Source organism: Afipia sp. Root123D2 (assembly GCF_001425835.1).
Taxonomy (GTDB): Bacteria; Pseudomonadota; Alphaproteobacteria; order Rhizobiales; family Xanthobacteraceae; genus Afipia.
On the sequence record NZ_LMDP01000001.1, the window covers coordinates 1,508,044 to 1,534,828 of the forward strand.

The window sequence follows — 26,785 nt, forward strand, 5'->3', positions numbered from 1 at the left end:
TCAGGTGTTGCGGTGTGCATTGAGGCGGCGCTCGACGAACAGCGAATAGCGGGACATCGCAAAGCAGACCACGAAATAGATAATTCCAGTGAAGGCAAAGCCGGTGAACAACGTCGTCGGCGTCGCCCAATTCGGATCGGCAAAGGATGCCCGCAACTGTCCAAGCAGATCGAAGATCGCAACGATCAGAACCAGCGTTGTATCCTTGAACAGCGCAATGAAGCTATTGACGAGACCAGGAATGACGTGACGCAAGGCCTGCGGCATCACGATCAACGCCGTGGTTTTCCAGTGCGACAGGCCGAGCGCGCTGGCGGCTTCCGGTTGCCCGCGCGGAATCGCCTGCAGTCCGCCGCGGATCACCTCGGCGTTGTAGGCGCCCGCGAACAGAGCGATGCCGATCAGCACCCGCACAAGTCCGTCGATGGTGAAATTTCCGGGCAGGAACAGCGGCAGCATGTAGGTAGCGAAGAACAACACCGTGATCAACGGCACGCCGCGCCAGAACTCGATGAAGGTTATAGAGAAGATGCGGATCAACGGGATTGTCGAACGACGCCCGAGCGCGAGCGCCATGCCGACCGGCATCGACGCGACGATACCGGTGATGGACACCACCATCGTCACTAGAAGACCGCCCCAGAGCCGGGTATCGACGAGCGGCAGGCCGCCCTGGTCGAGGCCCATGACAAGAATCAACAGGCCGATTCCGGCGAATGTGGCGAGGCTGATGAATAGACCGCGCCAGCCATTGCGAAATCCACCCGTCACCAGGAACACGAGGATCGAGACGAGGATCGCGCTGAAGGCAAGATCGGCCCACAGCGAACTGGCGAACGCATCGATGTAGTCGCGCAGCCAGATCAGCGGAGAACAAACCAACGCAATCGCATCTCCGATGCCGACCAGCACCTTGCCCACCAGGCCGAGTAATTTAGCCGGTAAGCCGGTCGCAATTGTGCCAGCGGAAAAATCGAGCCGCTGCCCGGCTTCCCGAAAGCTCGATGAAAATGCCGAGCCGAGGTCGGCGAGCCAGTGGATCACAAACCCGCGCAAGCCGCCGCCACGAAGCAGGAAAAACGCGACGAATGGAAATGCAGCGAAGAACAGCCCTGCGTTCAGGCCTTTCGCCGGGGCGCGCGGGATCAGCAACGGCAGCAGGAGAAGCGCACCCAGTCCGAAGGTCAGGTTCACCCGCCATCGCTCGCCGTCCGGATAGAAACCATAGATGAACTGACTGAATTTCGCCTGAACGAATGGCCAGCACGCTCCGACCGGATGACCGACGTTGGCCTGCAGGCAGGCGGTCCGGTCGGCTCCGCTCCAGACTGCGTCGACCAGCAGAAACCTGACTGTCGGCACGATCGTCAGCCACAGTAGCAACGCGCTGACGATTGTCAGCATGATGTTGAATGGCGAACTCAGGAGCCGCGTGCGTACGAATATCGCAAGCCCGGTCGTCGCGATTGGAGGAGTGCGCGGCGGCGCGATCTCTTGTCGTACGAATGACGATGCGGTCTGATCGGTCATGCGCCCATACTCCGCGCGATCCGCCAGCCATAGAGGCTCATGATCGCACTGGTCACGAGCGAGATCGCCAGATAGACGCCCATGGTGATGGCGATGATTTCGACCGCCTGCCCGGTCTGGCTCAGTGTGGTGCCCGCGAACACCGAGAACAGGTCGGGATAGCCGATAGCCACCGCCAGCGACGAATTCTTGGTCAGATTCAAATACTGGTTGGTCAAAGGCGGCAGGATCACCCGCAGCGCCTGCGGAATCACGACAAGGCGCAACGTCGTGCGGCGCGGCAAGCCGAGTGAGGCGCCCGCCTCCATCTGCCCCTTCGGCACCGATTGTATTCCGGCGCGTACGATTTCCGCGATGAAGGCCGCCGTATAGGTCGACAGCGCCAGCGTCAGCGCCACGAATTCGGGGGCGACACGCGAGCCGCCGGCGAAATTGAATCCGCGCAGGACCGGCACCTCGAAGTGCATCGGAGCGCCGAACAGCAACACCACAAGCAGCGGCAGCCCAACCAGCATCGCCAGTGCAAGCGGCCAGATCGTCAGTGTCTCTCCTCGTTGAAACAGACGGCGCCGCGCATAGGCCCGCATCACCAACGACGCGGCGATGGCGATCACGATCGCAGCGATGAATGTGCCGAACGATCCCTGCGGGATCGGCGCCGGTACCACGAATCCGCGATTACTCAGGAAAATCGCATCGAACAGGGAAACGCTTTGCCGCGGGCTGGGCAGCGCGCCGAGCACCGCAAGGTACCAGAACAATATCTGGAACAGGAGCGGCAGATTGCGGATCAACTCGACGTAGCCGCCTGATACGCGCGCGAGCAGCCAGTTCGGAGACAGCCGCCCCAGCGCGACCAGAAAGCCGATGATCGTCGCGAATACGATGCCGATCGCGGACACCACCAGCGTGTTCAGCAATCCGACGAAGAATACGCGGGTGTAACTGTCGGACTCCGAATACGGGATCAGTGTCTGACTGATGCCGAATCCGGCGGTGTTGGACAGGAAGCCGAAACCAGACGCAATGCGCTGGGCCTGGAGGTTGGCGCGGGCATTGGCAACGATCTCGTAGCCGACCCAGACCAATAACGCGAGAAACGCGATCTGGAATACGAAGCCGCCCCAACCGGCGCGGCCGCCCAATATCCTGCGCAGCCGGGCGAGAAGCTGGAGTGGAGGCTTTCGCTGCTCGGCTGCCATCGCAGCGACCGGTCGGGTCAGCGGATCGGTGGCGCGTACTGGATGCCGCCCTTGTTCCAGAGGTTGTTGAGGCCACGCGAAATCCCGAGCTTGGAGCCGGCGCCGACATTGCGATCGAACGACTCGCCGTAATTGCCGACCGCCTTGATGATCCGGGTCACCCAATCCTTGGTCAGGCCGAGCTGTTCACCGAGGTTGCCGTCGGTTCCGAACACGCGCTTCAATTCGGGTTTGCTCGCCTTGGCCATCTCATCGACGTTCTTTTGCGTGATGTTGAGTTCTTCCGCATTGATCATCGCAAACAGCGTCCACTTGACGATGTCGAACCACTGATCGTCGCCATGGCGCACGACCGGGCCCAGCGGCTCCTTGGAAATCACCTCGGGGAGCACTGCATGATCTTCCGGATTCGCCAGCTTGAGGCGCTCGGCATAGAGCTGGGACACGTCCGAGGTGAAAACATCGCAACGCCCCGATTCGTATGCCTTGAGTGTTTCGTCCGCCGTGCCGAAAGCGATGATCTCGTACTTCATGTTATTGCTTTTGAAGTAATCGGCGACGTTCTGCTCATTGGTGGTGCCGGTCTGCACGCAGATCGATGCGCTGTTCAGTTCCAGCGCGGAGTTCACCTTGAGCGCCTTGCGGACCAGAAAGCCCTGACCGTCGTAATAGGTCACGCCGGTATAGTTCAGACCGAGTGAGGTGTCGCGCGACAGCGTCCAGGTCGAGTTGCGCGACAGGACGTCGATTTCACCGGATTGCAGTGCGGTAAAGCGGTCCTTGGCGGACAGCGGCACAAATTTCACCTTCTTGGGATCGTTCAGCACGACCGCAGCAATGGCGCGACAGACATCGACATCGAGGCCGGTCCAGTTACCCTTGTCGTCGGGTGCCGAAAAGCCGGGCAATCCCTGGCTCACGCCGCATGACAAAATGCCGCGGTCCTGTACTGTCTTGAAGGTCTGGGCCTCTGCGCCGTGAATGTAGCCGACGGCAGCGAGAGCAACGACAATGCCGAGCGATGAGCGTTTCATAACGGGTGCCTTTCAAAAATATCCAGCCCGGATCAGCCGCGCCATCCGGCAACCAACGAACGGAATCGAGGGTCCGATATCCGATCCGAGACCAGGTAAATACTTGGAGCCCATAACAGAACGGCTGGCGTGGCGGGTCAAGGGCTTGACCTTTGCGTTCCCCGTCTCCTTACTCAATTATCCCGTCTGTCAGACGTTCCCGACACCTCGCTCTCCTATTCGTCGGCTTATCCAGCCGCGGCAATGAATGTGCCCCATGAAATCTCCACAAGATAAGAAGCCTTCCCGAACCCTCGCACCCGCAACCGGACTCGTGACGTCCGGACGCGATACCTTGGCGCAAAAGGGTTTCATCAATCCCCCGATCGTGCGCGGTTCGACCGTGCTTTATCCGACCGCCGAGGATCTCCACGCGCATCGCGGAGAATTTCAGTATGGCCGCCATGGGACACCAACCACGAAAGCGCTCATCGATGCATTGATGACACTTGAAGGAGCCAATTGCGCCGGTGTCGGCCTTGCGCCATCCGGTGTCGCAGCCATCAGCACCACGCTGCTCGCCGTACTGAAGTCAGGCGATCACCTGCTCGTCATCGACAGCGCCTACCGGCCGACGCGGAATTTCTGCGACAGTCTCCTGAAGCGCTACGGCGTCGAAACGAGTTACTTCGATCCCCTGATCGGCGCCGACGTGGCCACGCTGTTCAAGCCGAACACCCGGGCGGTCGTGGTGGAGGCACCCGGATCGCAATCGTTCGAGATGCCGGATATTCCGGCCATCGCCAAGGCTGCGCACGACAAGGGCATTCTCGTCATCGACGACAACACATGGGCGACGCCGCTGTATCATCGCTCGCTCGATCAGGGTGTCGATATCAGCATCCAGGCAGCCACCAAATATATCGGCGGGCATTCCGACATCATGTTTGGAACGATCGCGGCCAATGCCACGGCATGGCCGCTGATTACGGAGGCGATCCGGTTGCTAGGCGTTTGCGCTGGCCCCGACGATGTGTTTCTGGCCCTGCGCGGTCTGCGGACACTTGCGGTCCGCCTTGCCCATCACCAGCAATCCGGCCTCGATATGGCGCGCTGGTTCGCGGCCCGCCCTGAAGTGCTTCGCGTGCTCCATCCGGGTCTGGAAAGCGATCCCGGTCATGCGATCTGGAAACGTGATTTCACCGGCGCCAGCGGCCTGTTCAGCATCGTGCTGAAGCCCGCGCCGCAGAAGGCCGTCGACGCCTTCCTCGACGCGTTGACGTTGTTCGGAATGGGTTACTCGTGGGGCGGCTTTGAAAGCCTCGTGATTCCGTTCGACTGCAGCGGCTATCGCACCGCGACGACATGGGCGCCGGGTGGACCGGCCCTGCGCTTTCACATCGGGTTGGAAAGCCTCGACGATCTGAAGGCCGATCTTGCGGCAGGTTTCGAGGTCTTCAACGCCGCGAAGGGCTGACCTCAGCCGGTCAGCGCGCGGTCTCGGATTGCCTGCGCCTGTTCTTCAGGATCAGCATGATGTTGCGGATGTAGATCACCGTCGCCAGCGCCTGTCCAAGGATGATGATCGGCTCGCGTTTGGCAAAGCCGTAGATCAGGGTCATGATTCCCCCACCCATTGAGCAGAACCAGAACGCCATCGGCACCACGCTCATGCCGGCGCGCTCGCTCGATATCCACTGTACGAGAAAACGTGCGGTGAAGAACAGTTGCGCGACCAGACCGAACGCCAGCCAGAAATCGAACTTGGCGACGAACACGTCGTAAAGGTAGTCCCAGAGTTGTTGTCCGATCTGGATAATCACGACGTCACCTCGGTTGCCACCGGCGTGGTTTTCTTGCGGCGGACCAGCCACCAGACGCCGGCGAGATCCATGATCCCGATCCACAGCCGGTCGAAAAATCCATAGTTCGATACGCCCGAATGACGTGGCCGATCTATGACGTCGACATAGACGATGTCGTATCCCTCGCGCCGTACCAGCGCCGGCAGAAACCGATGCAACCCATCGAAATAAGGCAGCGCCAGAAACACGTCGCGGCGAAAGGCCTTGAGGCCGCATCCGGTATCGCGCGTGCCGTCGCGCAGGATCGCGTTGCGCACGCCGTTGGCGACCCGCGACTGGAATTTCTTGAACCCGGTGTCTTTCCGCCCGACACGCTGCCCGGCCGCAAGGCCGGTCCTGGCGCCGCCGTTTTCGATCGCCGTGATCAGGTCCCGCAAAAAGACCGGGTTGTTCTGGCCGTCGCCGTCCAGTGTCGCAACGATCCCGCCCCGGGCAAAACGAACGCCGGTCCGCACCGCCGCGGACTGGCCCGACGATTTGGCATGGCGGACCTGCCGCAGGTTTGCCCGCTTGCCCATCTCCTCGGCCAGCCGCTCGGCGGTCGCATCGGTCGAGCCGTCGTTGACGTAGACGATCTCATAGGCCCAGCGGTCATCGAGCGCCGCGGCGATCTCGGCGATAAGCGGTGCGACGTTCCCGGCTTCATTGCGGACCGGCACAACGATCGATACAGCCGGAGCCGTCGCATTCCGGGTTGGTGGTATGTCGCTCATCATCCGATCAATCTGACCGCCTCGGCCAGCGTATTCGGCCAGGGAGTTCCGGTTCCGTAGGGTTCAGGGGCGTCCGCTTCTTATGGGGCGGACGCCCGGTGGGCAACCCCTTTCAGGTGCTGCAACGAGGCTCCAGCGAGCGGCTCGATTGTACCATTCGGGCGGATTGTAAATACCAGCCGTCGGGCGGCGAACCAGTAACGAACCGCCATTGCGCCGACAATGCCGACCAGCGCGCCGCCGACCACATCGCTTGGGTGATGGGCAAGAAGCGCTATCCGCGTCAGGGCGATGATGACCGCGTAGGCCCACATTGCACCGCGCAGACGGGGCCACACCGCAGACATCGCGAAGGCCAGCGCGAAGGCGGCGTTGGCGTGCCCCGATGGAAAACTCGCATAGGCTTCCGTCCAGGCGAAATGGGAGTAATTGAAGGGATCAGCATGGCCGCCGACGAACGGCCGTGCGCGCCCCACAATACCCTTGATGACCTCGCCAGCAAGCATCGGCACCAGAACCGCGAAAAACACGAACTGAATACGCGTTCCGAATCCGATCAGGATTCCCGCTCTATTCCCCCGCGCGGCGGACGCGAGCGCCAGCGCCGCAATCATCGTCATGAACAAGGCCCAGAGAATGTAACTCGCCTTGCCGAAAGCCGTGAGAATATGCAGCGGCCACAGGCTCGCGGTGCCACGCGGCGGCATCGCCACAATAGCGGTAACATCGAAGGTGTACATCAACGCTGCAATCGCCACGGCGAGGGCTGCGGTCAACGCCAACCAATGCCGGGCCTGCCGACGACGGGCTTCCGCGCGGCGTGAATGCGACGGCGGTCGCACAAGCCTGGCCATTGAGCGCCAGCCGAGCACCGCTGCCCGGCTCATGTAAGTCTCCGGCAAAGGATGACCTACATTCGCGGCCATATCATTTCGTGCCTTCGGAGGTGAACACCGCAACGGAGACGGAGCGTCCCCGCGAGAAGTTGAACCCTTCGACGCGCGTCGTCAGCGAATAACGTAGTCCGATGGTCTCCGCGCGTTGGGCGAAGGCCTTCTCCTCACGCCACTCCACCAGCGCGAAACGGCAGCTTCCTTTCTGCAGAAAGTCCGCCGCGCCCGATCCGTTGGTGAGCAACGTCGACGTTCCGGCCATGAATACCAGGCTGGGCTCGTGATAGCCGGCGGCGGCTGCAAGGGGGCCGACGCACTCGACGCTGCGGAGCGCGCGGGCAATTTGGACACTGGGAAACAGCGGTGCCAGCGACGGCAGCACGACCCCATAGATGCATACGCTCAAACAGAAAGACGCAGCAATTCCGTTAAGCAACGACCGCTCGGCGTGTTCGTCGTCATACAGCCACCATGCGAACAAGCCGAAAATCATAGCTCCGGCGGCGAATGGCCACGCGATGAATTCCGGCTGTAACAGCAGCGAGATTGCCCCGACGATGACGCCGACCGACAGGATAGCCGGCACCGCGAACCACCACGCCGCGCCGCGTACGATCCATGGCGAGCGCGACAGCACTTTGCGCTCCAGCGCGCCGACGATCAGGATTGCGATTGCGGGATAAAGCGGCAGCACGTAGTGCGGCAGCTTGGTGATGACGATCTCAAAAACGATCCACGACGGCACCAGCCACGCCAGCAGGAACTGCGCGCCCGGCTCGCGTTTCGCGCGCCAGATCGCGGGTGCGGCCATGCCGGCCATCGCCGCGCCCGGCCAGAATGTCAGCCAGAACAGCACGAAATATGTACCGGGCGGCGCACCGTGCGACTCTTGCGGGCTTGTCAGTTTGCTCAGCATGTCGCCGCCGAGCGAATTGGCGAAAAAGCTTTCGCCGGATTTGAGGAAAATGGCGACGAACCACGGCAGCACCAGCACCAGCGTCCATAGCACGCCCCATACCGGCCGCAGACGCCACAGCCATTCCACCGAACGATCGAGGATCGCCAGTGCGACAACGGTCAGTGCCACGAACATCAGGATCAGCGGGCCCTTGAGCAGAATTCCGCCGGCCAGCGCCGTCCAGAAGATCGCCGCCAACGCCCACGACGGACGTGGTGACACGTCTCCGCGCTGCCATGACAGGTAGACGCGCGCCATTGCCCCCATCACTGCAGTGGTGGTCAGGAGCAGCATCGCATCGGTTTTGGCCAGTCGCCCCTCGACCCCGAGCAGGATCGAACTGCACATCACAAGGCCGGCAATCACCGCGCCTCGCCGGCTGACAAATCCGAGAGCAGTCCAGTAGGTCAGCAGCACCGCGCCGATCGCGCCGATCAGGGACGGCACCCGATAGAGCCAGATTCGCAGCTGGGCGCGCGGCACACCGAGTTTCGACGCGGTTTCGACCGCGGCCGCCTGTAGCCAGTAGATGCCAACGGGCTTCTTATAACGGACCTCATCCTGGAAGCGGATATCGACCGGATCGCCGCTTTCGACCATCTGTTTGGTGGCTTGCGCGAAGCGGGCCTCGTCGCGATCAATCGGCGGGATATTGAAAAAACCCGGCAGGATGAACAGCGCGCCGCAGATCACCAGAAACACGATCGGGCGAATTCGGCCGGCGGCAACGAAATCCAGCAAGCGCACCAGCACCTGCCCCGGGTTTTTTGCCTCGGCCGGCTCACGTGGCGCGCCAAATCGCGGTTGTTGAAAGGTTTCAGCCATCGGTTCCGCATACGATGAAACCGTTAGGGCGACAACCGGTTAGACCGGTTCTATTGAATTCTTACGACAACTGTGTCCGCCGCGCCCGTCGCATCCATCACGGTCAATCTGACAAACCCTTTTCCCGGCGGTTTGACCATCCGTTGCCGGCGGCTGTCGATCTCACCGACCGAAATCCCGTTGACCAGCATGGTCATCGGAAGTTCACCGCCGGCCACTTTCACAGGCAGTGGCAGCAGGGTTGTTTCACTTTCGGACACCATGTCGGACGCATCGATCCGCGACCCGTTCAACGGGAACTGGATTTTGAGCGGCTGCTCGCCGCCAGTCCGGAGCAAATCGCCAGCCGGCCTGAATCGCCGTAACGGCAGCGGCAGCTTGGTGTTGCTGGCAACCAGGGTTCCTCGGGGGGCTCTGGCGAGCGGCAATGGCAGTTTGCCGGTGCGGGCAAAGGCATCAAAAAGGATCGGCGCGGCGGCCGTCCGGCCCAATTGACCGGGCACCGGAACGCCGTCCGCGCGCCCGACCCAGACCCCGATCGCGTAACGGCCATCGAAGCCGACCGACCAGGCGTCCCGGTAGCCATAACTGGTGCCGGTCTTGAAGGCGATGCGATGACGCGGGGCATTCAATGGCGGGGGCGTTCCAAGCAAAACGTTCCCAACCTGCCAGGCAGCCGAAGGGTCCAGAAGACGGCGGAAGTCCGGTTCGCTTCCGTGGCCGGTGCGGGCGATCTCGCGCAACGGCACGGTGCTGCCCAGCCGCGCCAGCCCCGCGTACAGCTGAACAAGATCCGACAGCGTAATACCGACCCCGCCGAGCCCCATCGCCAGTCCTGGCGCTTCGTCCTTCGGCAGGATCAACTCCGCGCCCGCCTGCTTGATCCGTGCCGATAACCGGCTTGAGCCGACGCGGTCGAGCAATGCGATGGCGGGAACGTTGAGCGACATTTGCAGCGCATGGCGCACGGTAACCGTGCCTTGGAACTTCATATCGAAGTTCTCCGGTGCATAATTGCCGTAACGCGACGGCCGGTCGTCGATCAGACTTTCGGGATTCACGAACCCGTCCTCGAAGGCAAGGCCGTAGATGAACGGTTTAAGCGTCGATCCGGGCGAGCGCACCGCGCGCGTCATGTCCACCTGCCCTGCCCGGCGCTCATCGAAATAGTCAGGCGAACCAATATGGGCGATCACTTCGCCGGTCGCATGGTCAACAACAAGAATCCCGACCGAAATGTCCGGGCCCATCGCTGCCGCGCGATCGTGAGCGAGAGTTTCAAGCGAGCGTTGAATGGTGGAGTCCAGCGTCAACTGGATCGCCGGTCGATTTTTCAGGATCGAGATGGCTCGGTCGGTCGAGTGCGGAGCAAGTATCGGCATCTGCTGGCGCAAGCGCGGCACGGGCATCCGCATCGCGCGGGCTGCATCCTCATTCGAGATTTGTCCTTCCTCGACCATCCGTCGCAACACGCGGTCGCGCGCAACTCGCGCGACGTCGGGATGACGGTCCAGACGGCGTCTCTCCGGCGATTGGGGAAGCGCGACCAACAGCGCGGATTCGGCAAGCGACAGCCGCTTTGGCTCCTTGCCAAAGTAGGCCAGCGATGCCGCGCGCACGCCTTCCAGATTTCCGCCGAACGGCGCCAGCATCAGATAGAGGTCAAGGATTTCATCCTTGCTGAGCTGGCGCTCGAGTTCGACGGCGCGAACGATCTGATGCAGCTTCGCGTAAACGGAGCGTTGTTGCCGCGGCTCCATCAGCCGCGCCAACTGCATTGTGATCGTCGACCCGCCGGACACGATGTGGCCGCGCGTCACGAGTTGCAGCGCTGCCCGGCCCAGCGCCAGCGGATCGACGCCGTGATGCGACCGGAAGCGCTGATCCTCATAGGCGAGCAGCAGGCCGATATAGCGCGGATCCACGTCGGTCCTGGCATCGACCGGCAGCCGCCACCGGCCATCTGCCATCGCATAGGCGCGCAGCAGTTTGCCGTGCCGATCGACCACGGTGATCGAGCCGCGCCTCGCGTGCTCCAGCGGCAGCGGCGGGAGCGAGATCACCCAGGCCGCGAACACACCGGTGACGGCGAGACACATCGCGGCGAAAGCAATTCCCGCAATTTTGACGCGCCGCCAGCGTCGCGAGCCATTGGCCGGCGCTATGGTCGCTGACGCCGTCATTTCGCCGGCCGCACCTCGGCGGACCCGGTATTGGTTCGGCCGTAGCGCGACGGATTGTACATATCTTCGACATAGGCTTGCGGGAGTACGTATTTGCCGGGCGACACCGCGCGAACGACATAGGCCAGGGTGAATACAGCCTTGTCCTTGCGCGTCCGGTCGATCGATGCACTGAAACGATCGTCACGAAACTCGGTGTGCTCCGGCTCCGCGCCGTCCTCGATCCAGTCCAACGTACCCGCGTCGCCGGACGACACGAGGTTTGGATTGTCGATCTCCAGCCCCGCGGGCAGATAATCCACCACCATGATGTGACCGAACTCCGGCTTGGCTTCGGTGACGGTCAGCACGACGGCGAACCGGTCGTTCTGCTTCGCCTTCGATGGATCGGCGGGTTTGCCGTCGAGCGTGAAATAGTTGCGCTCGATCTTGAAGCCGTTCGAGGTTGCGGGCTCAGGCACCACCGGTGCACCGGCGACCGAAATCACCGCCTGCACCGGCGTTTCGCCGGTGTTGACGATGGTGATCGGCTTCGCCGCAATCTCTGCCGCCTTTTCACTGCGATAGAGCGCACTCTTGACCGGAGCACCGTTGACAGTGAGCGAAACTGCATTGGCTTCCTTGGCGAGCGCGCGGGCGGCCAGCACCAGCCACGCATTCTCCTGCGTCGACGTATACGGCGTCAGGTCGCGAGCGGCCTCGACACGCTGCACCGCCATTGTGAGTGTCGCACGCGGTGCATTGCCCTCGCTGGCAAGCGAGACCAAAGCCGCAGCGTCACGCAGAGATGAGCCGTAATCGGTCCGGCCGAATTCGAGTGTCGGCTTGGGTGCAAGGCTTTCGACTGCCGCCGAATACACCCGTTCGGCGCGGGTGCGGTCTCCGACCAACGCCAGCGCCGCTGCGAGCTGGGCTTTCGCGATCGGGGTCGCAATGTTGTTCAGCTTGGTGTCGGCAAGATAGCGCAAGTCTCCAATTGGCGCAGCGCCGTTCCGGGCCAGAACGTAGAGACCGTAGGCGAGATCGCGGCCGCCGTCCTTCTCCGGCTCGTTGGCATTGACCACCGAATTGCGGATGCGGTCGAGTGCCGAACGGAACAGGACATCCGGCACCGCGAAGCCTTTCTCACGTGCGCGGGTCAGGAAGTCGGTGACATAAGCATCGAGCCAGGCATCTTCGCCGCCTGCCGACCAAAGGCCGAACGATCCGTTCGAGCCTTGCCGCGCCAGCAGCCGATCGATGGCATCCTTGATCCGCTGATCGACGGCGGTGTCCATCGCCAGGTGAGCTTCCGCCGCAAGATCGTTGACGTAGAGCAGCGGCATCGCGCGGCTGGTGATCTGCTCGGAGCATCCGAATGGATAGCGATCCAGTGCCTTGAGAATGGTGGCGGCGTCGAGCGCGGTCGATAGCCCGACCGACATCGACACCCCTCCTGTGCCCGGCACGAGATCGGAGAACATATCCGACGTCAGCGTCAGGCTCTCGCCTTTCGCCAGCGTGCGGATTGATCGCCGCGCCAGAATTTGCGTGGCCGGCTTGAGGTCGAGCGCATAGTGCCGCGCCAGCGTCAGGCCGTTCGGACCTGTAATGCTGACGTCGAGCTGACCTGCCCCTGCACCTGCCGCATCGATCGCAAGTGCGACCGAGCTACGCTGTTTCGCGGCCAGACGCATCGTCGTCGCCGGATTGCCTGTCAGCTTCACCGGCCCCGAGGCCTTGACGCTGATCACGTAATCGCCCGCCGCGCCTTCGACATTGTCGAGATCGAGGTTCATCGTGCCGCGGTCGCCGTTCAGGAGGAAACGCGGCACCGTCGCTGTCAGCACCACCGGGTCGCGGATCGTGACATCCGTGTCGGCGCGGCCGACCTTGGTTGCGGTCCACGCCACGGCCATCAGTCGCGCGGTCCCGGCAAATTCCGGAATGTCGAAGGTGACATTGGCGGCGCCGTCGGCGCCGACCGTGACGATTCCGCAATAGAGCGCCAGCGGCTTCTGCGCCGGAGGACTGCCCTGCAACTCGGCGGCCGCACTGTCGCCACCGGTGCGAATCTGGCCGCGCGTGCCCTGCATGCCGTCGATCAGTTGTCCGTAGAGATCACGGATTTCGGTCGTGAGCTGACGCTGTCCGAGATAATAGTCGTCCGGAGCCGGCGGCTTGTAGTTGGTCAGGTTAAGGATGCCGACATCAACGGCGGCGATCACGATCTTGGCGTCCTCGCCCGGGCTGATGCCGTCGATTTTCACCGGCAGCGTCAGACGTGTATCGGGCCGGATCAATGCTGGTGGCGTGAGGCTCACCCTCAGCGTGCGCTCGGCCTTGTCGATGCCGAACCATTTCAAGCCGATCGCGCGGCCCGGCATTCGTTTCGCGGCCTCGTCGAGCGGACGGCGCAAGGTCGCCACCACATAAGCGCCGGTGCCCCAATCCTTGCCGACGGCGACGCCGACCTTGTTGGGGCCGGCCTTGACGTTGGCGGACTGCGTTGTCAGCAGCCGGTCACCGACCACGTTGACCGTCAGCAACCCTTCGGTGCGCGCGTTGACCGACACGGTCATGGTGTCGCCGGAACTGTACTCCGGCTTGTCGATCGACGTCTCCAGCAGGTCGGGCGTATCGGCGCTGCCGTCAGAGTACCAGCCGACGTCGAACTGCACGGACGTCAGCGGGCCGTCAGCCTCGGTCGATTTGACGTCTAACCGATAGCGGCCGGGCTGAGGCGCGACGTCGATCCGGGCCGGTTTGTCGGCAGCGATGGTAATCTCGCCATCGGCCACCCGCTTGCTCGACTTCACCGGCTCGTAGTCCCACGACGAGCCCTGGCGGTACCACTGATAACGCGACTCCAGCTTGAGCAACTCGTAGCGGAGCCCACCGCGCGCCAGTGATGTGCCGTCGGGCGCGACGAAAATGACATCGAACTTGGCCGGGTCGCCCTCTGCAACGTTCTTGTCGGCGAACAGAGGTTTGACGCCGATCATCGCATCCTTCGGAGCGACCGGAAGGGTCAGCTGGCGTTCGACCGCGCGTCCGCCGCTTTCGACCATGCGGATGAAGATCTGGGCTTCCTGCGGCCGGGTGGCAGACGGTGGCTTGGCGAGGCTGACCTTGACGGTCGCCTTGCCGTTGGCGTCGGCCTCCGGCAGGTCTTCTATCGGGGTCCGCTCGTTGCTGGCGGTTTCATCGTCGACCACGCCGAACTGGTATCCGGCATAGCCGGGACGGCCGGATGCCGGCGTCACCAGCATGTCGCCTTCGAGTTGCAGGCCGGAGGCGGGGGCGCCGTAAAGGAAGCGGCCAGCGACTTCAAGTTCTACAGGAATATCTGCATTAATGTGCTTTGCGTTGGTTTTAATATCAAATTCAATCCGATCTGGGACGTAATCCTCGACCATGAAGGTGGTTTCCCCGACCGCATGGCCCTTCGGGTCAGTGAATGCGCGAACTCTCCAGGTACCAGTCGGAACCGCTGAATTGAGCGGCAGGGTTAGACTGCGGCCGCCGGCTCCTTGATCGGGAACCATCGCGCGGCGGAATTCAACGCCATCCGGCCTCTCGACCACCAGCGTGAGCGGTGCCCCGGCGACCGCCTTGCCCTGCCCGTCGCGCAGCAGCGCTGTCAGATAGACGGTTTCACCGGAGCGATAGACGCCGCGTTCAGCGTAGACAAAAGCGTCCGGCCCGGCTGGAACGGTCCGGCCCGAAACGCCGCGATCGCTCATATCGAAGGCGCTCGATTTCAGATTCAGGAAGGCGTAGTCGCCCTTGCCGGCGGACACCGACAACAGCGCCGGCGATTGTCCCCCCTCGCCGCGCGCAAGGCCGGCCTCGAACGCCACATGTCCGGCGCTGTCGGTCTTCTTGGTCGCGAGGATTTCGTTGTTGCGGGCGACCAGCCGGACTTCAGCGCCGGAGACGGCCGCCGTCGTCGCCAGCGAGTTGGCGAAAACATGGATGCCGTCATTGCCGGAAAATGCCGTCAGGCCGAGATCGGAAACGATGAACCACTGGGTCGCCAACGATCCTGAGTCGTCATTCGCGGACGATCCTGGTCCCTTCGGCGCGGCGGTCATCACGTAGACGCCGGGCTGCATTTCGCCGACCGCCTGATCGACCGGAAACGCCGTCGTCACATCGGCATTCAATGTCTGCTCGGTGGCGACCTGACCGCTCCAGACCTTCACACCCTTTTCGCCGCCCAAGTCCGTCAGGTCATAACGCGACAGGCTACGCTGGAAATCGCTACCGAGCACGGTGTTGATCAGGTTGCGGTCGCCGATCCGGAAGATGTCGATAGCGACGGCGGGCGTATTGACGCTGACCAGCGGGATGCCGCGCTGGCCGGTGCGCGGCAGGACATAGGCGCGGCCGGTGAAGCGGACCAGCGGCTTGCGGTCACGGACATAGATGTTGAACTCGGCCGACTTCGGCAGGGTTTCTTTCACGGTTGATGGCAGGCCGGCGCGCAAATGGATGTTGTAACGCTCGCCGTGCTTGAGACCCTCGACGCACAGTTGTTTGTCTTCGGAGGTCAGCGCCGGCCTGTCAGTATCGGCCAGTGTCAGGAAAGGCGAGAAATCGGCTCGTTTCGCGAGGTCTTCCGAGAACACGAAGCACGCACGTGGCGATGCGGAGTCCGAGTCGACTGTGTAGTCCAGCAGCCTGAATCCGTGGTCAGTACGGACTTTCTCGTATTCCACTCGCACATCGGCGACTTCGCGCTGGTCGAGCGACAGCCGCAGCGTATCCAGCGCCGGACGCCACAGGCGCCGTTCTACGAACGAACGGCCCAGAACTGCCAGAGCATCGGCCTCGGCGTCAGACGTCGTCGCGCGCTGATAGGCGATGTAGGCCGCGGTAGAGGCGCGCTCCCGCAGGAAAGTCTGCTCGCGGGCGTTGGCCGGTTTGATCCGGAAAATCGTTCGCGCCAGCGTCAGCCAGTTGCCGCTGTCGTTCGGTGCCACCGTTGCGACCTGCCCTAGCAGTTGAAGTCCGGTGCGGTAATCGCCCTTCCTGAACGCGGTGTCGGCGTCGGTCTTGAGCGTGGCGGCTGATTTTGACACCACCCCGGCCTCGGTCTTGATCTGGGCTTCGAGCCGGATCGCGGAATCGGCCAGATCGTCACGCTTGAATGCCTTGTCGGCAGCCTGGGCCGAAACGAGACCAACCGCGAGCGCGGCGCAAATGGCGACGGCGCGTACCAGACCGATCATGGTGAACTCCCTGCCCGGCAGTCGACCGCTGCCGTGAATTCCAAGAAATGCGTGAATCGTGACGGACTCAAGGCTATCCGGCTGCCCTGGCTCCGCCACCCGTGCCGGACGACTTTACGAGCGCAAGCGCCGAAGACAACGGCGCTCCACCGTTAGTCTGCCGGGCGAGCAGTTCGGTTCAATCCGCGGGGCTGGAAAGGGGATGGCGATCCCAGCAGGATTGATTGATTTCAATGATTACAGACACTTAAGACGCAGGTTAGGCAATTTTGCTGCCATTGTTTCCCATAGCGAATTTTGGCGATTGCCTACCTGAATAGACGCCCGCCAACGGCGCACATTCCCCGGCAAAGTCCGGTTATTTCACTCCATAGGACTACACATTGGAAATCGTGAATTTCCGCCCGATTGGGCGGGGTGGACGACGTGCTGGCATGTTCAGCGCGGAAGTCGAAAACGTTTGCCTCAACAAGCTCACGCTCATTCGAAAGCCGAACGGTGACGTTCGCGTTTTTGGTGACGACATCAACCGACTCTTGGACTCCATTGCGAAGGCTGCCCTCCAGCACATGGAGGCGCAGCATGAGCGAGGCTAAGAAAACGGGCGCGGTGGCCGAAATCAAGTGTAGCCGGCAGTATTGGACTTACGGCGCCGATAATCCAAAGAGCATTAAGGCCGAGCGCAATATTGCGCAACTTGCTGAGTGGGACGATAGGCTAACGCCCGCAGCCCGCAAGGTGCTCGATTTCATGATTGATTGGGAACACGACGCGCGCGGCGACTCGCTTGCCTCGCTAAGGCATATCGTGGCGCACCTCCAAGCCCGCGCGCCGGAGGGCTGCGCGATAGCTAAGCGTACCGTCGAGAATGGCATTGCCTGCCTCCTCCATGCCGGCTGGATTGTCCGCACCTTCAAGGGCACGGGCCAAAAGAATGCCTCAAGGTACGTTGTCCCGGCTGACATCCTAGCCAATGCCGCGCTCGGCCACATGCCAACCGTCCCTGACGTAGCGGACGGTTTAACCGTCCCTGACGTAGGGGACAGTACTGTCCCTGACGTAGCGGACGGTTTGGCCTTAACCGTCCCTGACGTAGCGGACAAAGACACTACTACTAAGACGCGGCTACCAGACGCGGCTATGAGTAGTAGTAATGATTCTGACGGCGCGGCTACGCCGCCGCTTGCGGATGGCCTTGCGGCCACCGCCGCGGAAACGCCGCCAGGGTTTGAGAGTTTCTGGAATTCCTACGCTCACAAGCAGAAGCGCAAAGATGCGAAGGCGGCATGGGGTAAACTGGTTCCAGATGCAGAGCTAGCCGCCACAATCGTCTCCGAAGCCGGCCGGTGGGCTGCGCACTATGTTGAGCACAACGTTGAGCCGCGTTGGCGCGTGTTGCCGCATAACTGGCTGGCCGGTGAAAACTGGCTTCAGGATTTGCCAATCATCCATACCGACGCCAAGAGCGCAGCTATCAGCAAGACGCGCGGCAGTGGCAAGGCGAACGCGCCAACGAAAGCCAAGGCTGGCAAGCTGAGTAAGGCAACCCACGCTTTCGCGGAAGGCGAGACCCTCCTGACAATCATCAAGGCGGACGTTGTGAAGGGCGCAGCGTCGTCGACACTTGCAATCGTTGCAACTGACGAGACTGGCGTCGAATACAATCACACCACCTTCCTGGAGCACCACAACTCGGACACCCAAGAGGCGGGGCAGCGCGAGCTAGGAGACATCGTTCGCGCGGCCGGCCTGTCGGAGATCGAGGACTCAAAGGTGTTGCATGGACTCGAGATTGTCGCGGTGGTTGAAGGTGGCAAGCTGGAGTTCACTGCGCCGCTTGAGCGGAAGCCCAAGCCGGAGTCGCCAACCCGCACCTCTCGCCCGCTAACACCAGCCGAGCAACGCGCCTGCGATGAAGCATATGCGGCTTGGTGCGCCGAGCAGGACGCGGCATGAGCGGCTGGCCTTACACGACAGCAGCATGGCGGCGCTTACGTGCTGCCAAGCTGGCCGATAAGCCGGTGTGCGAGGTGTGCGAGATGCGTGGCCGCACGGTGTTGGCCAAGGCAGTGGACCACCGCGTTGCTATCGCGGCCGGTGGGCCAGCCTTTCCGCCGTTGTCGGGCCTGCGCAGCATGTGCGCATCCTGCCACAACTACAAAACCAACGTGGCAGACAGGCCGGACAGGCAGGCCAAGCTAGGCAGCGCCTTCAAGGGGTGCGCGGCAGATGGCAGCCCGATATCGCCTGACGATGACTGGTTCCAATAGGAACCGCAGCGGTGGCGCTGGGTGCGTTTAGCGCGCCCAAGCTACCCAACCACCAGCCAGCGATTAAACGCGCCAGCGAGCCGGAATCGCAAGATATGGGGCGTCGTGGTCACGGTGGCCCAATACCTAGGGGGCTTCGGAGGACTGGAAAGCCTCACCTATGTACCGGCGGCACCCAATCGCACGGACTTAGTTTTTGCTAACGACTCGCAACTAGACACAAATGGAACTTGAATAATGGGGCTCAGAGGGCCGGGTGCGAAACCCAAATCTAAAAAGGGTAAGGCCGCGGCAAAGCTCCGCAAGGTGCTGCCATGGGAGGTTGACGGGCTGTCACGGCTGGAGCGCGTGGTGGCGTTCTGTGAAGACATGCGAGTAACGCAAGGATCGCTGCGCGGCACTACCATGAAACTGCGGCAATGGCAGATTGATGAAATCCTTGCTCCGATTTACGCCGAGGACGCGCCCGGTATCAGGCCGGTGCGCACCGCGGTGGTTTCAATGGGCAGGAAGAACGGCAAAACTTTTCTGTCTGCTGCTTTGGCCGCGTGTCACTTGTGCGGATCGGAAGCGGAGGAGCGCGGCGAAATCTATTTTGCCGCTATCGACAAGCTGCAGGCTTCAAAGGCATGGGCCGAAGTGAAGGCGCTGCTTGAGGCGCATCCGGAGCTTAGCGAGCGCGTCAACATCATTAGGTTTTCAAAGGAGATTGAAGTTTTGGAGGGCGTCGGCAAGGGCTCGGTGCTAAAAGCCGTGTCTGCCGACGCGGATAGCAAGCTAGGAATGAGCCCGTCGTTCGTTCTCTGTGACGAGGCCGGTTACTGGCCGAAACGCGATTTGTTTGACGCATTCGATAGTGCGCTCGGCGCTCGCGACAATCCGCTGATTGTTCTTATTTCAACTCAAGCCAAGGATGACGCTCATTTCTTTTCAGAGATGCTGGACTACGGCACGCGGGTGAAGGCTGGCGAAATAGACGATCCTAGTTTCCACCTGTCGCTGTTTGCGGCCGGTGACAAGGACGATCCATGGAGTCCGGAAACGTGGGCAAAGGCCAATCCGGCGCTAGGCGACTTCAACAGCCTTGAGCAAATCGAGCGCATGGCCGCACAGGCGCAGCGCATTCCATCCAAGGAGGCCGACTTCCGCAATAAGGTGCTCAACCAGCGTGTCGACGGTACGGTGCGCTTTATCGCGGCCCGCGAGTGGAATGATTGTAACCTTGGGCCGATCGATGAGAAGGCGCTCGAAGGACGGCCCTGCTTTGGGGCCTTGGATTTATCCGCCGCAAGGGATCTCACGGCTTGGGTGCTTGCCTTTCCGATGGATGACGGCACGGTGCAGTTGCTACCCCGTTTTTTCCTGCCCGAATTCGACATTGCCGGGAAATCGGACTTGGATCGAGTCCCATACGATCTATGGGCGAAGCAAGCCGACGCACGCCTAACGCTGTTACCCGGCAAGGTTATCGATCCTGCACTTGTGGCCGAGGCAATGGCCGACGACGCGGCCCGGTTCGAGATTCAGGCAATCGCATTTGATCGCTGGCGCATCGAAGATTTGAAACGCGAGCTTGCGAAACTATCGATTCAGTTGCCGCTGGAGCCGTTCGGCCAAGGATACAAGGATATGAGTCCGGCCGTCGATAACCTTGAGGTGCTGGTGGCGCAGCGGCGGATTAATCACGCGGGAAATCCGATTATGCGGATGTGTGCGAGCAATGCCGTTGTCACCCGCGATCCGGCCGGTTCGCGCAAACTAGATAAGTCGAAGGCATCCGGCCGCATTGATGGTATCGTCGCGGCGGCTATGTCGCTCGCGATCGCCGCGCGTCATGAGCCGCAGACGTTGCCAGCGTGTTTGCTGGCGGCATAGTGAAGGGAAAAGGAAACAATGAAGACGAGACAAATATTTGAAACAAAAAAATTGTCGACTGCAAAGCCAGGTGAATTGATTATTATCACCGCGACGGGAAATTGGTACGCGATTGTACTTGCCGCCGACGCTCATAGCACCCTGCTCGCATATCTTCAGCCGGTGACGCCGAACGAGCGAGATGGCTATGCTTTTTATCAGGTCATCAAAGAAGACCCCCGGTGTTTGTCTTACGGGACGGACTGGTTGCTAGAGCCGACAATTGACGACGGCTTATTCCGCTCTCCAAACAACGTATGTTTTACCGGTGGTCTCTATTTGGACGGCAATAGCTACGTGGCCGAATTTTCGCTGCGAGATAAGGATTTCTCAAACAGACGCTTCTTTAATTTGACTGACGGGAAATTGGTTGAGGGCGTGAATAACAGTGCGCTGATTTTTGGTGGGTGGAAGATTTCTATCCCGTCTGCAGATGGAGAGAAGCCGACTCAATTGCTTGAGGTGAAGCCTTCTCAGATGCGCTAGGCTTTCCGCTCCCCACTAGGGCATATGGCCCTATCTTGCGCGTTTTCCCGGTTTGTGGATCAATAGGCGAGTCGCTGGGTGCTGGTACCACCACAGCGACTCTAACCACCAACCGCGAAAGGACCGCGATCAATGGCTAAGGCCAATAAACAGACCACAAAGATTCGCCGCAAGGGCGCTGCCAAGGTGAAACCCCTGCAGGACTTGCCGCCCTTCGAACCCAAATATCTGATGCGCGTCAACGCGGCCGACGTGTCGGGCGATATCTCGCACGGCGATTTGGTATTGCTGGCGCGAGATGATCTGCCGCAGGCTGGCGATTTAGTCTGTGTACACCCGAAACAAGGCTTCGGCAGCCCGGTTCTGGTGAACCTCGATACCGGCCTTTCGGAGATCGATTGGAAGCGGATGCCGTTCGAACTGAGCGCAGCGGATGGTTGCGTGTCTGTTGTGATGGGAACCGTATTCGGCAGCACAAGGCAGTTTGTCGCGCCGATGGACAAACTGCTTGCCGTCCATAAGTGCGAGGGCCGGTACGAACCGGCGCGGTCGGCGGCCTGATACTAACCCGCGGATTCCGCCCGCGTCGTAATTGGCGCGGGCTGTCTCTCTAAAGACACACCGAAGTTTCTTCTTAGCTCGACTGTGCCGTCGAGGGCGTTCCCGTTGACATATAAGTAGGGGGACGGCCTGACGCGCCATGGAGACTGTCCCTTGCCTGCCGTCTCAGCCGGTTACCTATAGGGGGCGTCTGCAGTTCGAGCCGCCATCGACGCCATGTGTACGGCAATCCGCCCGCCAATCCCTTAAGGTTATAGAGGGGACTGGAAGGTTGTGCCCCAACCGGGCTCGGGCATGCCGCCTAAAGCGAGTCGCCGTAGGGTACATTCTTGAGGGGAAATTTTTCCAACTCTCCGCTTTACGGTGAGCACCTTGGTTGCCTAGCTTTCATCAACAAGAGCGCGCAAAGCGCCAAAACTTGCCGCCCGACTGCGGCACTCTCTATCCCGGCTTAGGCCGCAACAACAAAAAAAACAGCCGCGCCGTAAAAGGCGCAATTACCCGGAATACCGGCTTTTCCATTGCCCCTTCGGAATTCCATCACCTGATTTGAATTGCTCGCCAGCCTTCGTGCTGCGCGGGCGTTTTGCGTTGGCTTCGCGCCAGCGTGTTACCGCCCGTCGCGACGGGCACCCGGCCGCAAGGCCATCCTAGGAGACTATTTCTACATGCCTAATATCAATTCGCTTCGTGAAACCCGCGCCAGCAAGATTACTGCCCTGCGCGCGCTCGGTGACACCCCTGACGCCACCAAATTCGATGCCCTCGAAACGGAAGTGCGCGCGCTGGATACGCAAATCAAGAATGCTGCCACGTTGGCGGAATTCGAACGCCAGGCCGATGCCGCACCTGACACTCGCCTTGATGCCGAGGTGCGCGAATTTTCGGTGGCGAAGGCTATCCGGGAATCCGTTGCCGGCGGTTTGACGGGCCGTGAGGCTGAAGTTTCGGCCGAGCTCGGTAAGGGGCGTGAAGTCAGAGGCATTATGGTGCCAACCGCGGCCATCTTTGGCGAGCAGCGGGCCATGACTGTCGGCACGGCTGCGAATGGTGGCAACACTGTCGCCACTAACCTGGGCGGGCTTATCGACAGGTTGCGGCCCGTCTTGGCGGTGCAGGGCTTGGGCGCAACCGTGATTTCCGGCCTTGTCGGCAATCTCGATTTGCCCCGCTTAACGTCAGGCCCGCAGGCATATTGGATTTCTGAGGACGCGGCGACGACTGCCTCAGATAGCCATTTCGACAAGGTGAGCCTGACTCCCCGCACCGTTTCGGGTGAAATGTATATGTCGCGCCGTCTTACTCTCCAGAGTGGCGTTGCGATTGAAAACCTTCTCCGAAACGATTTGGCGTTTGTGCTTGCGCAGGCGTTGGACTCGGCGGCGATTCAGGGCGGCGGTTCGAATGAGCCGGATGGCATTTTGGAAACCATCACGGCGAATGCTACCAGCGAAACCGAGTTGTCGGATATCGCTGCGGACCTTATCGCCGCGCTCGAAATCGACGACGTCTCCGGCAGCACGGGCTTCCTCACTTCGCCCAAGCTGTTGGCCACCGTGCGCAAGGTGAAGGACGATAACAACCGCATCATTCCCGTCTCGGATATTTTCCACGGCGAGAAGGTCGTTTCCTCGAACAACGTGCCGGACGACGCGGGTAGCCCGGCAAAAGAGCATCTGATTTATGGTGCTTGGAGCAACCTCGTAATTGGTTACTGGAGCGGCGTGGATATCCTCGCCAACCCGTACAGCGATGCGAGCAAGGGCGGCTTGCGACTGCACGCATTTTTGGATGCGGATATCGCTATCCGTCATCCGGAAGCCTTCTCCTACAAGGCCGTTTAATCTATGTCCGCGGTGACATTGGATGATGTGAAGGCACACATTCGCATCAGCCATTCCAGCGAGGACTCGTATCTTGAGTCGTTGCTGGACGCCGCGGAAGGTTACGTTGCATCGATTGGCGTGGTGGACGAGAGTCCACCACAGCCTGCAATCGGGCACGCAATTCTTCTGCTAGTTGGACATTGGTATCAAAACCGCGAATCCGCAGCCACCGAGCCACCGAAAGCAATCGCTTTTGGAGTGGACACGTTGCTTGCGCCGTATCGTGAGGTAAATCTCTAATGACAATCACAATCGAAGAGCGCGCCGCAATCGAGGTGCGCGCGGAAGGCCGCAAGCTGACGGGCTACGCCGCACTCTATAACACCGAGGCGCGCATCGCAGATTTTTCCGAAACGATTTCGCCCGGTGCGTTTGATACCAGTCTTGCCGAAAGCAGAGACATTCTCGCGCTTGTAGACCATGACAGGACTAAAGTGCTTGGCCGCACCAAAGCCGGTACGTTGCGACTTAGCAGCGACACGCGCGGCCTCAAGTTTGAAATCGACTTGCCCAACACGACGGTTGCTAACGACGTCTTAGCCAACGTGCGAAACATGGGCGGCTGTAGCTTCGGCTTCTCCGTCGATAAAGAGGACTGGCAAGGCGAGCGGCGCACGCTGCAATCGGTGACGCTGCACGAGGTTAGCGTTGTCAGCGCATGGCCTGCCTACGACGGAACGTCTGTATCGGCCCGCGCGAAACAAAACCGCACCGCTACGCAACGTCGCATCGCTCTCTTGGAAATGGAGGCTGGCAATGTGGCCGTTTAAGAAACAGGAAGAGCGCATTGCGTCGTCGGATCCCTTCCTCGGGGAATTCCTTGGCGCACGTTGGCAGGCCAGTGCTGATATCGAGAAGGCTTCCGGCCACAGTGTCGCTATGGCCTGCATCGCCGCTATCACCGGCAATTTGTCTGCGGTGCCGTTGAAACTGTATCGTCACACCGACGACGGCGGCCGCGAGCCCGCAACGGACCATCCATTGTATGGCGTCCTGCAGACGCAAGCCTCGCCAACGGTTACGGCGTTCGAGGCAAGGGAATGGCTGATTGCCAACGTTCTTATGTACGGGAATGCATTCGCCCGCATCGAGCGTAACGGCCGCGGGCAGGTTGTCGGCCTGCACCCGTTTGTCGCTGGCTCCGTGACGGTGGAATGTCTCGTTAATGGGCGGTTGCGATACAAACACGCGCAGCGCAATGGCGGCACAGAAGTCTTGCTCCAAGATGAAATGCTCCACCTGCGCTATCGCACCAGCGACGGCGTGCTTGGCATGAGCCCTATCCAGATTGCGGCTGCAACCTTCGGGCTTGCCTTGAGTCAGCAAGATACGGCAGGCGTTGCTGCACAGAATAGCTTTCTGCCCAAGGGCGCGCTTGTATTTCCTGAAAAGTTGGCCGCGGCTGGCAAGGGTGCGGGCAATGCTGATGACATCTTGGCGAAATTCAAAGCGAAGTTTGTCGGAGCAATGGCCACCGACTCCGTCATGATTTTGGACGGGGGCGCAAAATTCGAGTCGTTTTCTTTCAACTCGAAGGACAGCGAATTCCTCGAAAGCCGCAAGTTATCTAACCTAGACATCTGTCGCGTTTTCGGCGTGCCGCCATCCGTAGCCGGTATCACGGACAACTCGACATATAGCAATGTTGAGCAGGAATCGCGCGCACTTGTTACCCGCTGTCTGGCGCCGATGGCAAAGCGTATCGAGCAGGCCATGAATGTCGCGTTGCTCACGCCGGAGTCGCGCAAGTCGTTTTTTATCGAGCACGACTTGAATGGACTCACTCGCGGCGACCTTGCGCAGCGTTACGCCGCTTATGCAATCGGCAGAAACAACGGCTGGCTCAACGTCGACGAAATCAGGAAGATGGAAAACATGTCGAAAGTTAAGGGCGGCGACACATACGTTGTTCCTCTCAACGTGACTGCCCTTGATGCAGCCAACGATAACAAAAACAAAATCGAGGACGCCGCATGACAACGGCCGGCGAACTCCGCGAGGAAATCGAGCTGAAGGCACTCGTCACAGTCAGTGACGGTGCTGGCGGCAATACGCAATCTTGGGAAGTTGTCGCAACGAGTCCGGCCCGCATTCGTGTTTTGCGTGCCGGTGAAACGGTGATGGCAGGCCGGTTAGCATCGTCGCAAACGCTTGTCGTCACGATACGCAATCAGCCCGCCGTGGCCGACGCGGCGACAACCTGGAAACTTCGGAATACCCGCACGGACAAAACTTATGAAATCAAAAGCATCACGCCCGATGAACGGGGCGCGTTTGTAGACATACTCTGCGAAACTGGAGTCATATAAAATGAAGGTGGAAGTTAAAGGCATGAATCTTTGCAGTGCGTATAGCTCGAAGTCCGGTTTCGACGTGCTTTGCACGGCTGATATTGGGCTGCCCGAACTGCAGATTACTTTCCATAACGTTGCACTAAGCTGGAGCGCGGAGCGTGGCTTCAAGGCGTTGCCCGCGAAATTCAAGGCAGTCGCCTCGCGTGCAGTTTCGTGGCGGCAGGATGGCCCGGCCGCTACTGCGATGGCAGAGGCAATCGTCGCCATGTACGAAAAAATGGGCGGCACGTTGCCGGATACAGCCGCGAAGGTGCATGAGCGCGCAGACGATTACGATGCTGCGGTAAGGGCGAACCAGAAAGCCGAAGACGCCAAGCCGAGGCCGGTGCCGGTGCGCAGCGTGGAAGAAATCGACGCCACCATGGCGGTGACTGAGATGGGCTTGTCGCGCGGGTTGGAGCGGACTTTGGGGATTGCCTCTTGAAATCCAGCAGCGCGTCACCATTTGCGGCAATGGCGCGCCGCTCGGGCCTATCGAGGGCAATCGTTTAACACCAGCGGAGCGCGCCATGCCCCCCGAACGCACCGACGTGCCAGCCGCAAGGCCGGTATATGAATACGCCCCCCGCGGTTTACGCCGCGCCGAGGCGGCTCGATATCTTGGGATATCGCCTAGTCACTTTGACAACCAACGCTCCGTCGGGGCAATCCCGGCTCCCCATCAAATTCTAGGCGTTGTACTATGGGACAGGCGGGAGCTTGATTCCCTATTCGATGGCAAATTGCCGTCTGCCGCCAATGACAACGATTATTGGGAAAAAGCGTGCGGCAGCGCAAACCAAAATACGTGAATGAATATCTGGATAGACACGGGCATCCCCGCGTCTATCTGCGCAGGCCGGGTAAGCCGCAGCTTGCCCTGCCCGCGCCGCTATACACACCCGAGTTTTGGGCGGCGTACCGTGCAGCCATGTCT

Annotated in this window: 22 protein-coding genes; 13 read left to right on the forward strand and 9 right to left on the reverse strand. The window is 60.8% G+C overall.

Annotated features, from left to right (window positions below):
* Genes ASC80_RS07320 through ASC80_RS07330 form a run of 3 tightly spaced genes read right to left on the reverse strand, consistent with a single transcriptional unit; the run spans position 1 to position 3,766 of the window.
* Complete coding sequence (locus ASC80_RS07320; RefSeq protein ID WP_056294481.1) at positions 1–1,530, reverse strand: amino acid ABC transporter permease; 1,530 nt, start codon at positions 1,528–1,530, stop codon at positions 1–3.
* Positions 1,527–2,732 (reverse strand): amino acid ABC transporter permease, encoded by a 1,206-nt coding sequence (locus ASC80_RS07325; protein ID WP_056294484.1) that lies wholly within the window; start codon positions 2,730–2,732, stop codon positions 1,527–1,529. The genes ASC80_RS07320 and ASC80_RS07325 overlap by 4 nt, the downstream gene beginning before the upstream one ends.
* A gap of 17 nt (positions 2,733–2,749) precedes the next feature.
* The gene (locus tag ASC80_RS07330) at positions 2,750–3,766 is read right to left on the reverse strand and encodes an amino acid ABC transporter substrate-binding protein (protein WP_056294485.1); all 1,017 of its coding nucleotides are present in this window, start codon (positions 3,764–3,766) and stop codon (positions 2,750–2,752) included.
* A 256-nt stretch (positions 3,767–4,022) separates the two neighbouring features.
* On the opposite strand from ASC80_RS07330, the gene metC reads away from it, so the two are divergent.
* The gene (metC, locus tag ASC80_RS07335) at positions 4,023–5,222 is read left to right on the forward strand and encodes a cystathionine beta-lyase (RefSeq protein WP_056294486.1); all 1,200 of its coding nucleotides are present in this window, start codon (positions 4,023–4,025) and stop codon (positions 5,220–5,222) included.
* Between the two features lie 10 nt (positions 5,223–5,232).
* On the opposite strand, the gene ASC80_RS07340 is transcribed toward metC, so the two are convergent.
* From ASC80_RS07340 to ASC80_RS07365, 6 genes are all read right to left on the reverse strand, one after another.
* Complete coding sequence (locus ASC80_RS07340; RefSeq protein ID WP_056294489.1) at positions 5,233–5,568, reverse strand: lipid-A-disaccharide synthase N-terminal domain-containing protein; 336 nt, start codon at positions 5,566–5,568, stop codon at positions 5,233–5,235.
* A complete protein-coding gene (locus ASC80_RS07345; protein ID WP_056295749.1) occupies positions 5,565–6,323 on the reverse strand; it encodes a glycosyltransferase family 2 protein in 759 nt (252 codons plus the stop codon). The genes ASC80_RS07340 and ASC80_RS07345 overlap by 4 nt, the downstream gene beginning before the upstream one ends.
* An 80-nt stretch (positions 6,324–6,403) precedes the next feature.
* Complete coding sequence (locus ASC80_RS07350; protein WP_244487199.1) at positions 6,404–7,210, reverse strand: phosphatase PAP2 family protein; 807 nt, start codon at positions 7,208–7,210, stop codon at positions 6,404–6,406.
* A gap of 40 nt (positions 7,211–7,250) precedes the next feature.
* Entirely contained in the window at positions 7,251–8,999 is a 1,749-nt protein-coding gene (locus tag ASC80_RS07355; protein WP_056294495.1) for an ArnT family glycosyltransferase, read from the reverse strand.
* 50 nt (positions 9,000–9,049) lie between these two features.
* On the reverse strand, positions 9,050–11,182 hold the full coding sequence (pbpC, locus tag ASC80_RS07360) for a penicillin-binding protein 1C (RefSeq protein ID WP_082512433.1): 2,133 nt from the start codon (positions 11,180–11,182) through the stop codon (positions 9,050–9,052).
* Entirely contained in the window at positions 11,179–16,398 is a 5,220-nt protein-coding gene (locus ASC80_RS07365) for an alpha-2-macroglobulin family protein (protein WP_056294497.1), read from the reverse strand. The genes pbpC and ASC80_RS07365 overlap by 4 nt, the downstream gene beginning before the upstream one ends.
* Before the next feature lie 383 nt (positions 16,399–16,781).
* Between ASC80_RS07365 and ASC80_RS24000 the strand changes: the two genes are divergently transcribed.
* The 12 genes from ASC80_RS24000 (at position 16,782) to ASC80_RS07420 (ending at position 26,293) form a co-directional block, all read left to right on the forward strand.
* Entirely contained in the window at positions 16,782–16,994 is a 213-nt protein-coding gene (locus ASC80_RS24000; protein ID WP_162244583.1) for a hypothetical protein, read from the forward strand.
* Complete coding sequence (locus ASC80_RS07370) at positions 16,981–18,354, forward strand: LvrA C-terminal domain-related protein (protein ID WP_056294500.1); 1,374 nt, start codon at positions 16,981–16,983, stop codon at positions 18,352–18,354. Before ASC80_RS24000 ends, ASC80_RS07370 begins: the two co-directional genes overlap by 14 nt.
* Positions 18,351–18,668: an HNH endonuclease family protein gene (locus ASC80_RS07375; RefSeq protein ID WP_056294503.1), complete on the forward strand. Its 318-nt coding sequence runs from the start codon at positions 18,351–18,353 to the stop codon at positions 18,666–18,668. Before ASC80_RS07370 ends, ASC80_RS07375 begins: the two co-directional genes overlap by 4 nt.
* A gap of 237 nt (positions 18,669–18,905) precedes the next feature.
* The gene (locus tag ASC80_RS07380; RefSeq protein WP_082512434.1) at positions 18,906–20,543 is read left to right on the forward strand and encodes a terminase large subunit; all 1,638 of its coding nucleotides are present in this window, start codon (positions 18,906–18,908) and stop codon (positions 20,541–20,543) included.
* A gap of 18 nt (positions 20,544–20,561) precedes the next feature.
* Positions 20,562–21,068 (forward strand): hypothetical protein, encoded by a 507-nt coding sequence (locus tag ASC80_RS07385; protein WP_056294507.1) that lies wholly within the window; start codon positions 20,562–20,564, stop codon positions 21,066–21,068.
* Positions 21,069–21,200: 132 nt separating this feature from the next.
* Positions 21,201–21,629 carry a hypothetical protein gene (locus tag ASC80_RS07390; protein WP_056294510.1) on the forward strand — a complete coding sequence of 143 codons (429 nt, stop codon included), beginning with the start codon at positions 21,201–21,203 and terminating at the stop codon, positions 21,627–21,629.
* A gap of 668 nt (positions 21,630–22,297) precedes the next feature.
* A complete protein-coding gene (locus ASC80_RS07395) occupies positions 22,298–23,473 on the forward strand; it encodes a phage major capsid protein (RefSeq protein WP_056294512.1) in 1,176 nt (391 codons plus the stop codon).
* Positions 23,474–23,476: 3 nt separating this feature from the next.
* Complete coding sequence (locus tag ASC80_RS07400) at positions 23,477–23,755, forward strand: head-tail connector protein (protein WP_056294515.1); 279 nt, start codon at positions 23,477–23,479, stop codon at positions 23,753–23,755.
* Entirely contained in the window at positions 23,755–24,285 is a 531-nt protein-coding gene (locus ASC80_RS07405; protein WP_056294518.1) for an HK97 family phage prohead protease, read from the forward strand. The genes ASC80_RS07400 and ASC80_RS07405 overlap by 1 nt, the downstream gene beginning before the upstream one ends.
* Entirely contained in the window at positions 24,272–25,492 is a 1,221-nt protein-coding gene (locus ASC80_RS07410; RefSeq protein WP_056294520.1) for a phage portal protein, read from the forward strand. Before ASC80_RS07405 ends, ASC80_RS07410 begins: the two co-directional genes overlap by 14 nt.
* Positions 25,489–25,824 carry a phage head closure protein gene (locus tag ASC80_RS07415; RefSeq protein WP_056294522.1) on the forward strand — a complete coding sequence of 112 codons (336 nt, stop codon included), beginning with the start codon at positions 25,489–25,491 and terminating at the stop codon, positions 25,822–25,824. The genes ASC80_RS07410 and ASC80_RS07415 overlap by 4 nt, the downstream gene beginning before the upstream one ends.
* A gap of 1 nt (position 25,825) precedes the next feature.
* Entirely contained in the window at positions 25,826–26,293 is a 468-nt protein-coding gene (locus tag ASC80_RS07420; RefSeq protein ID WP_056294525.1) for a hypothetical protein, read from the forward strand.
* Positions 26,294–26,785 lie beyond the last annotated feature (492 nt).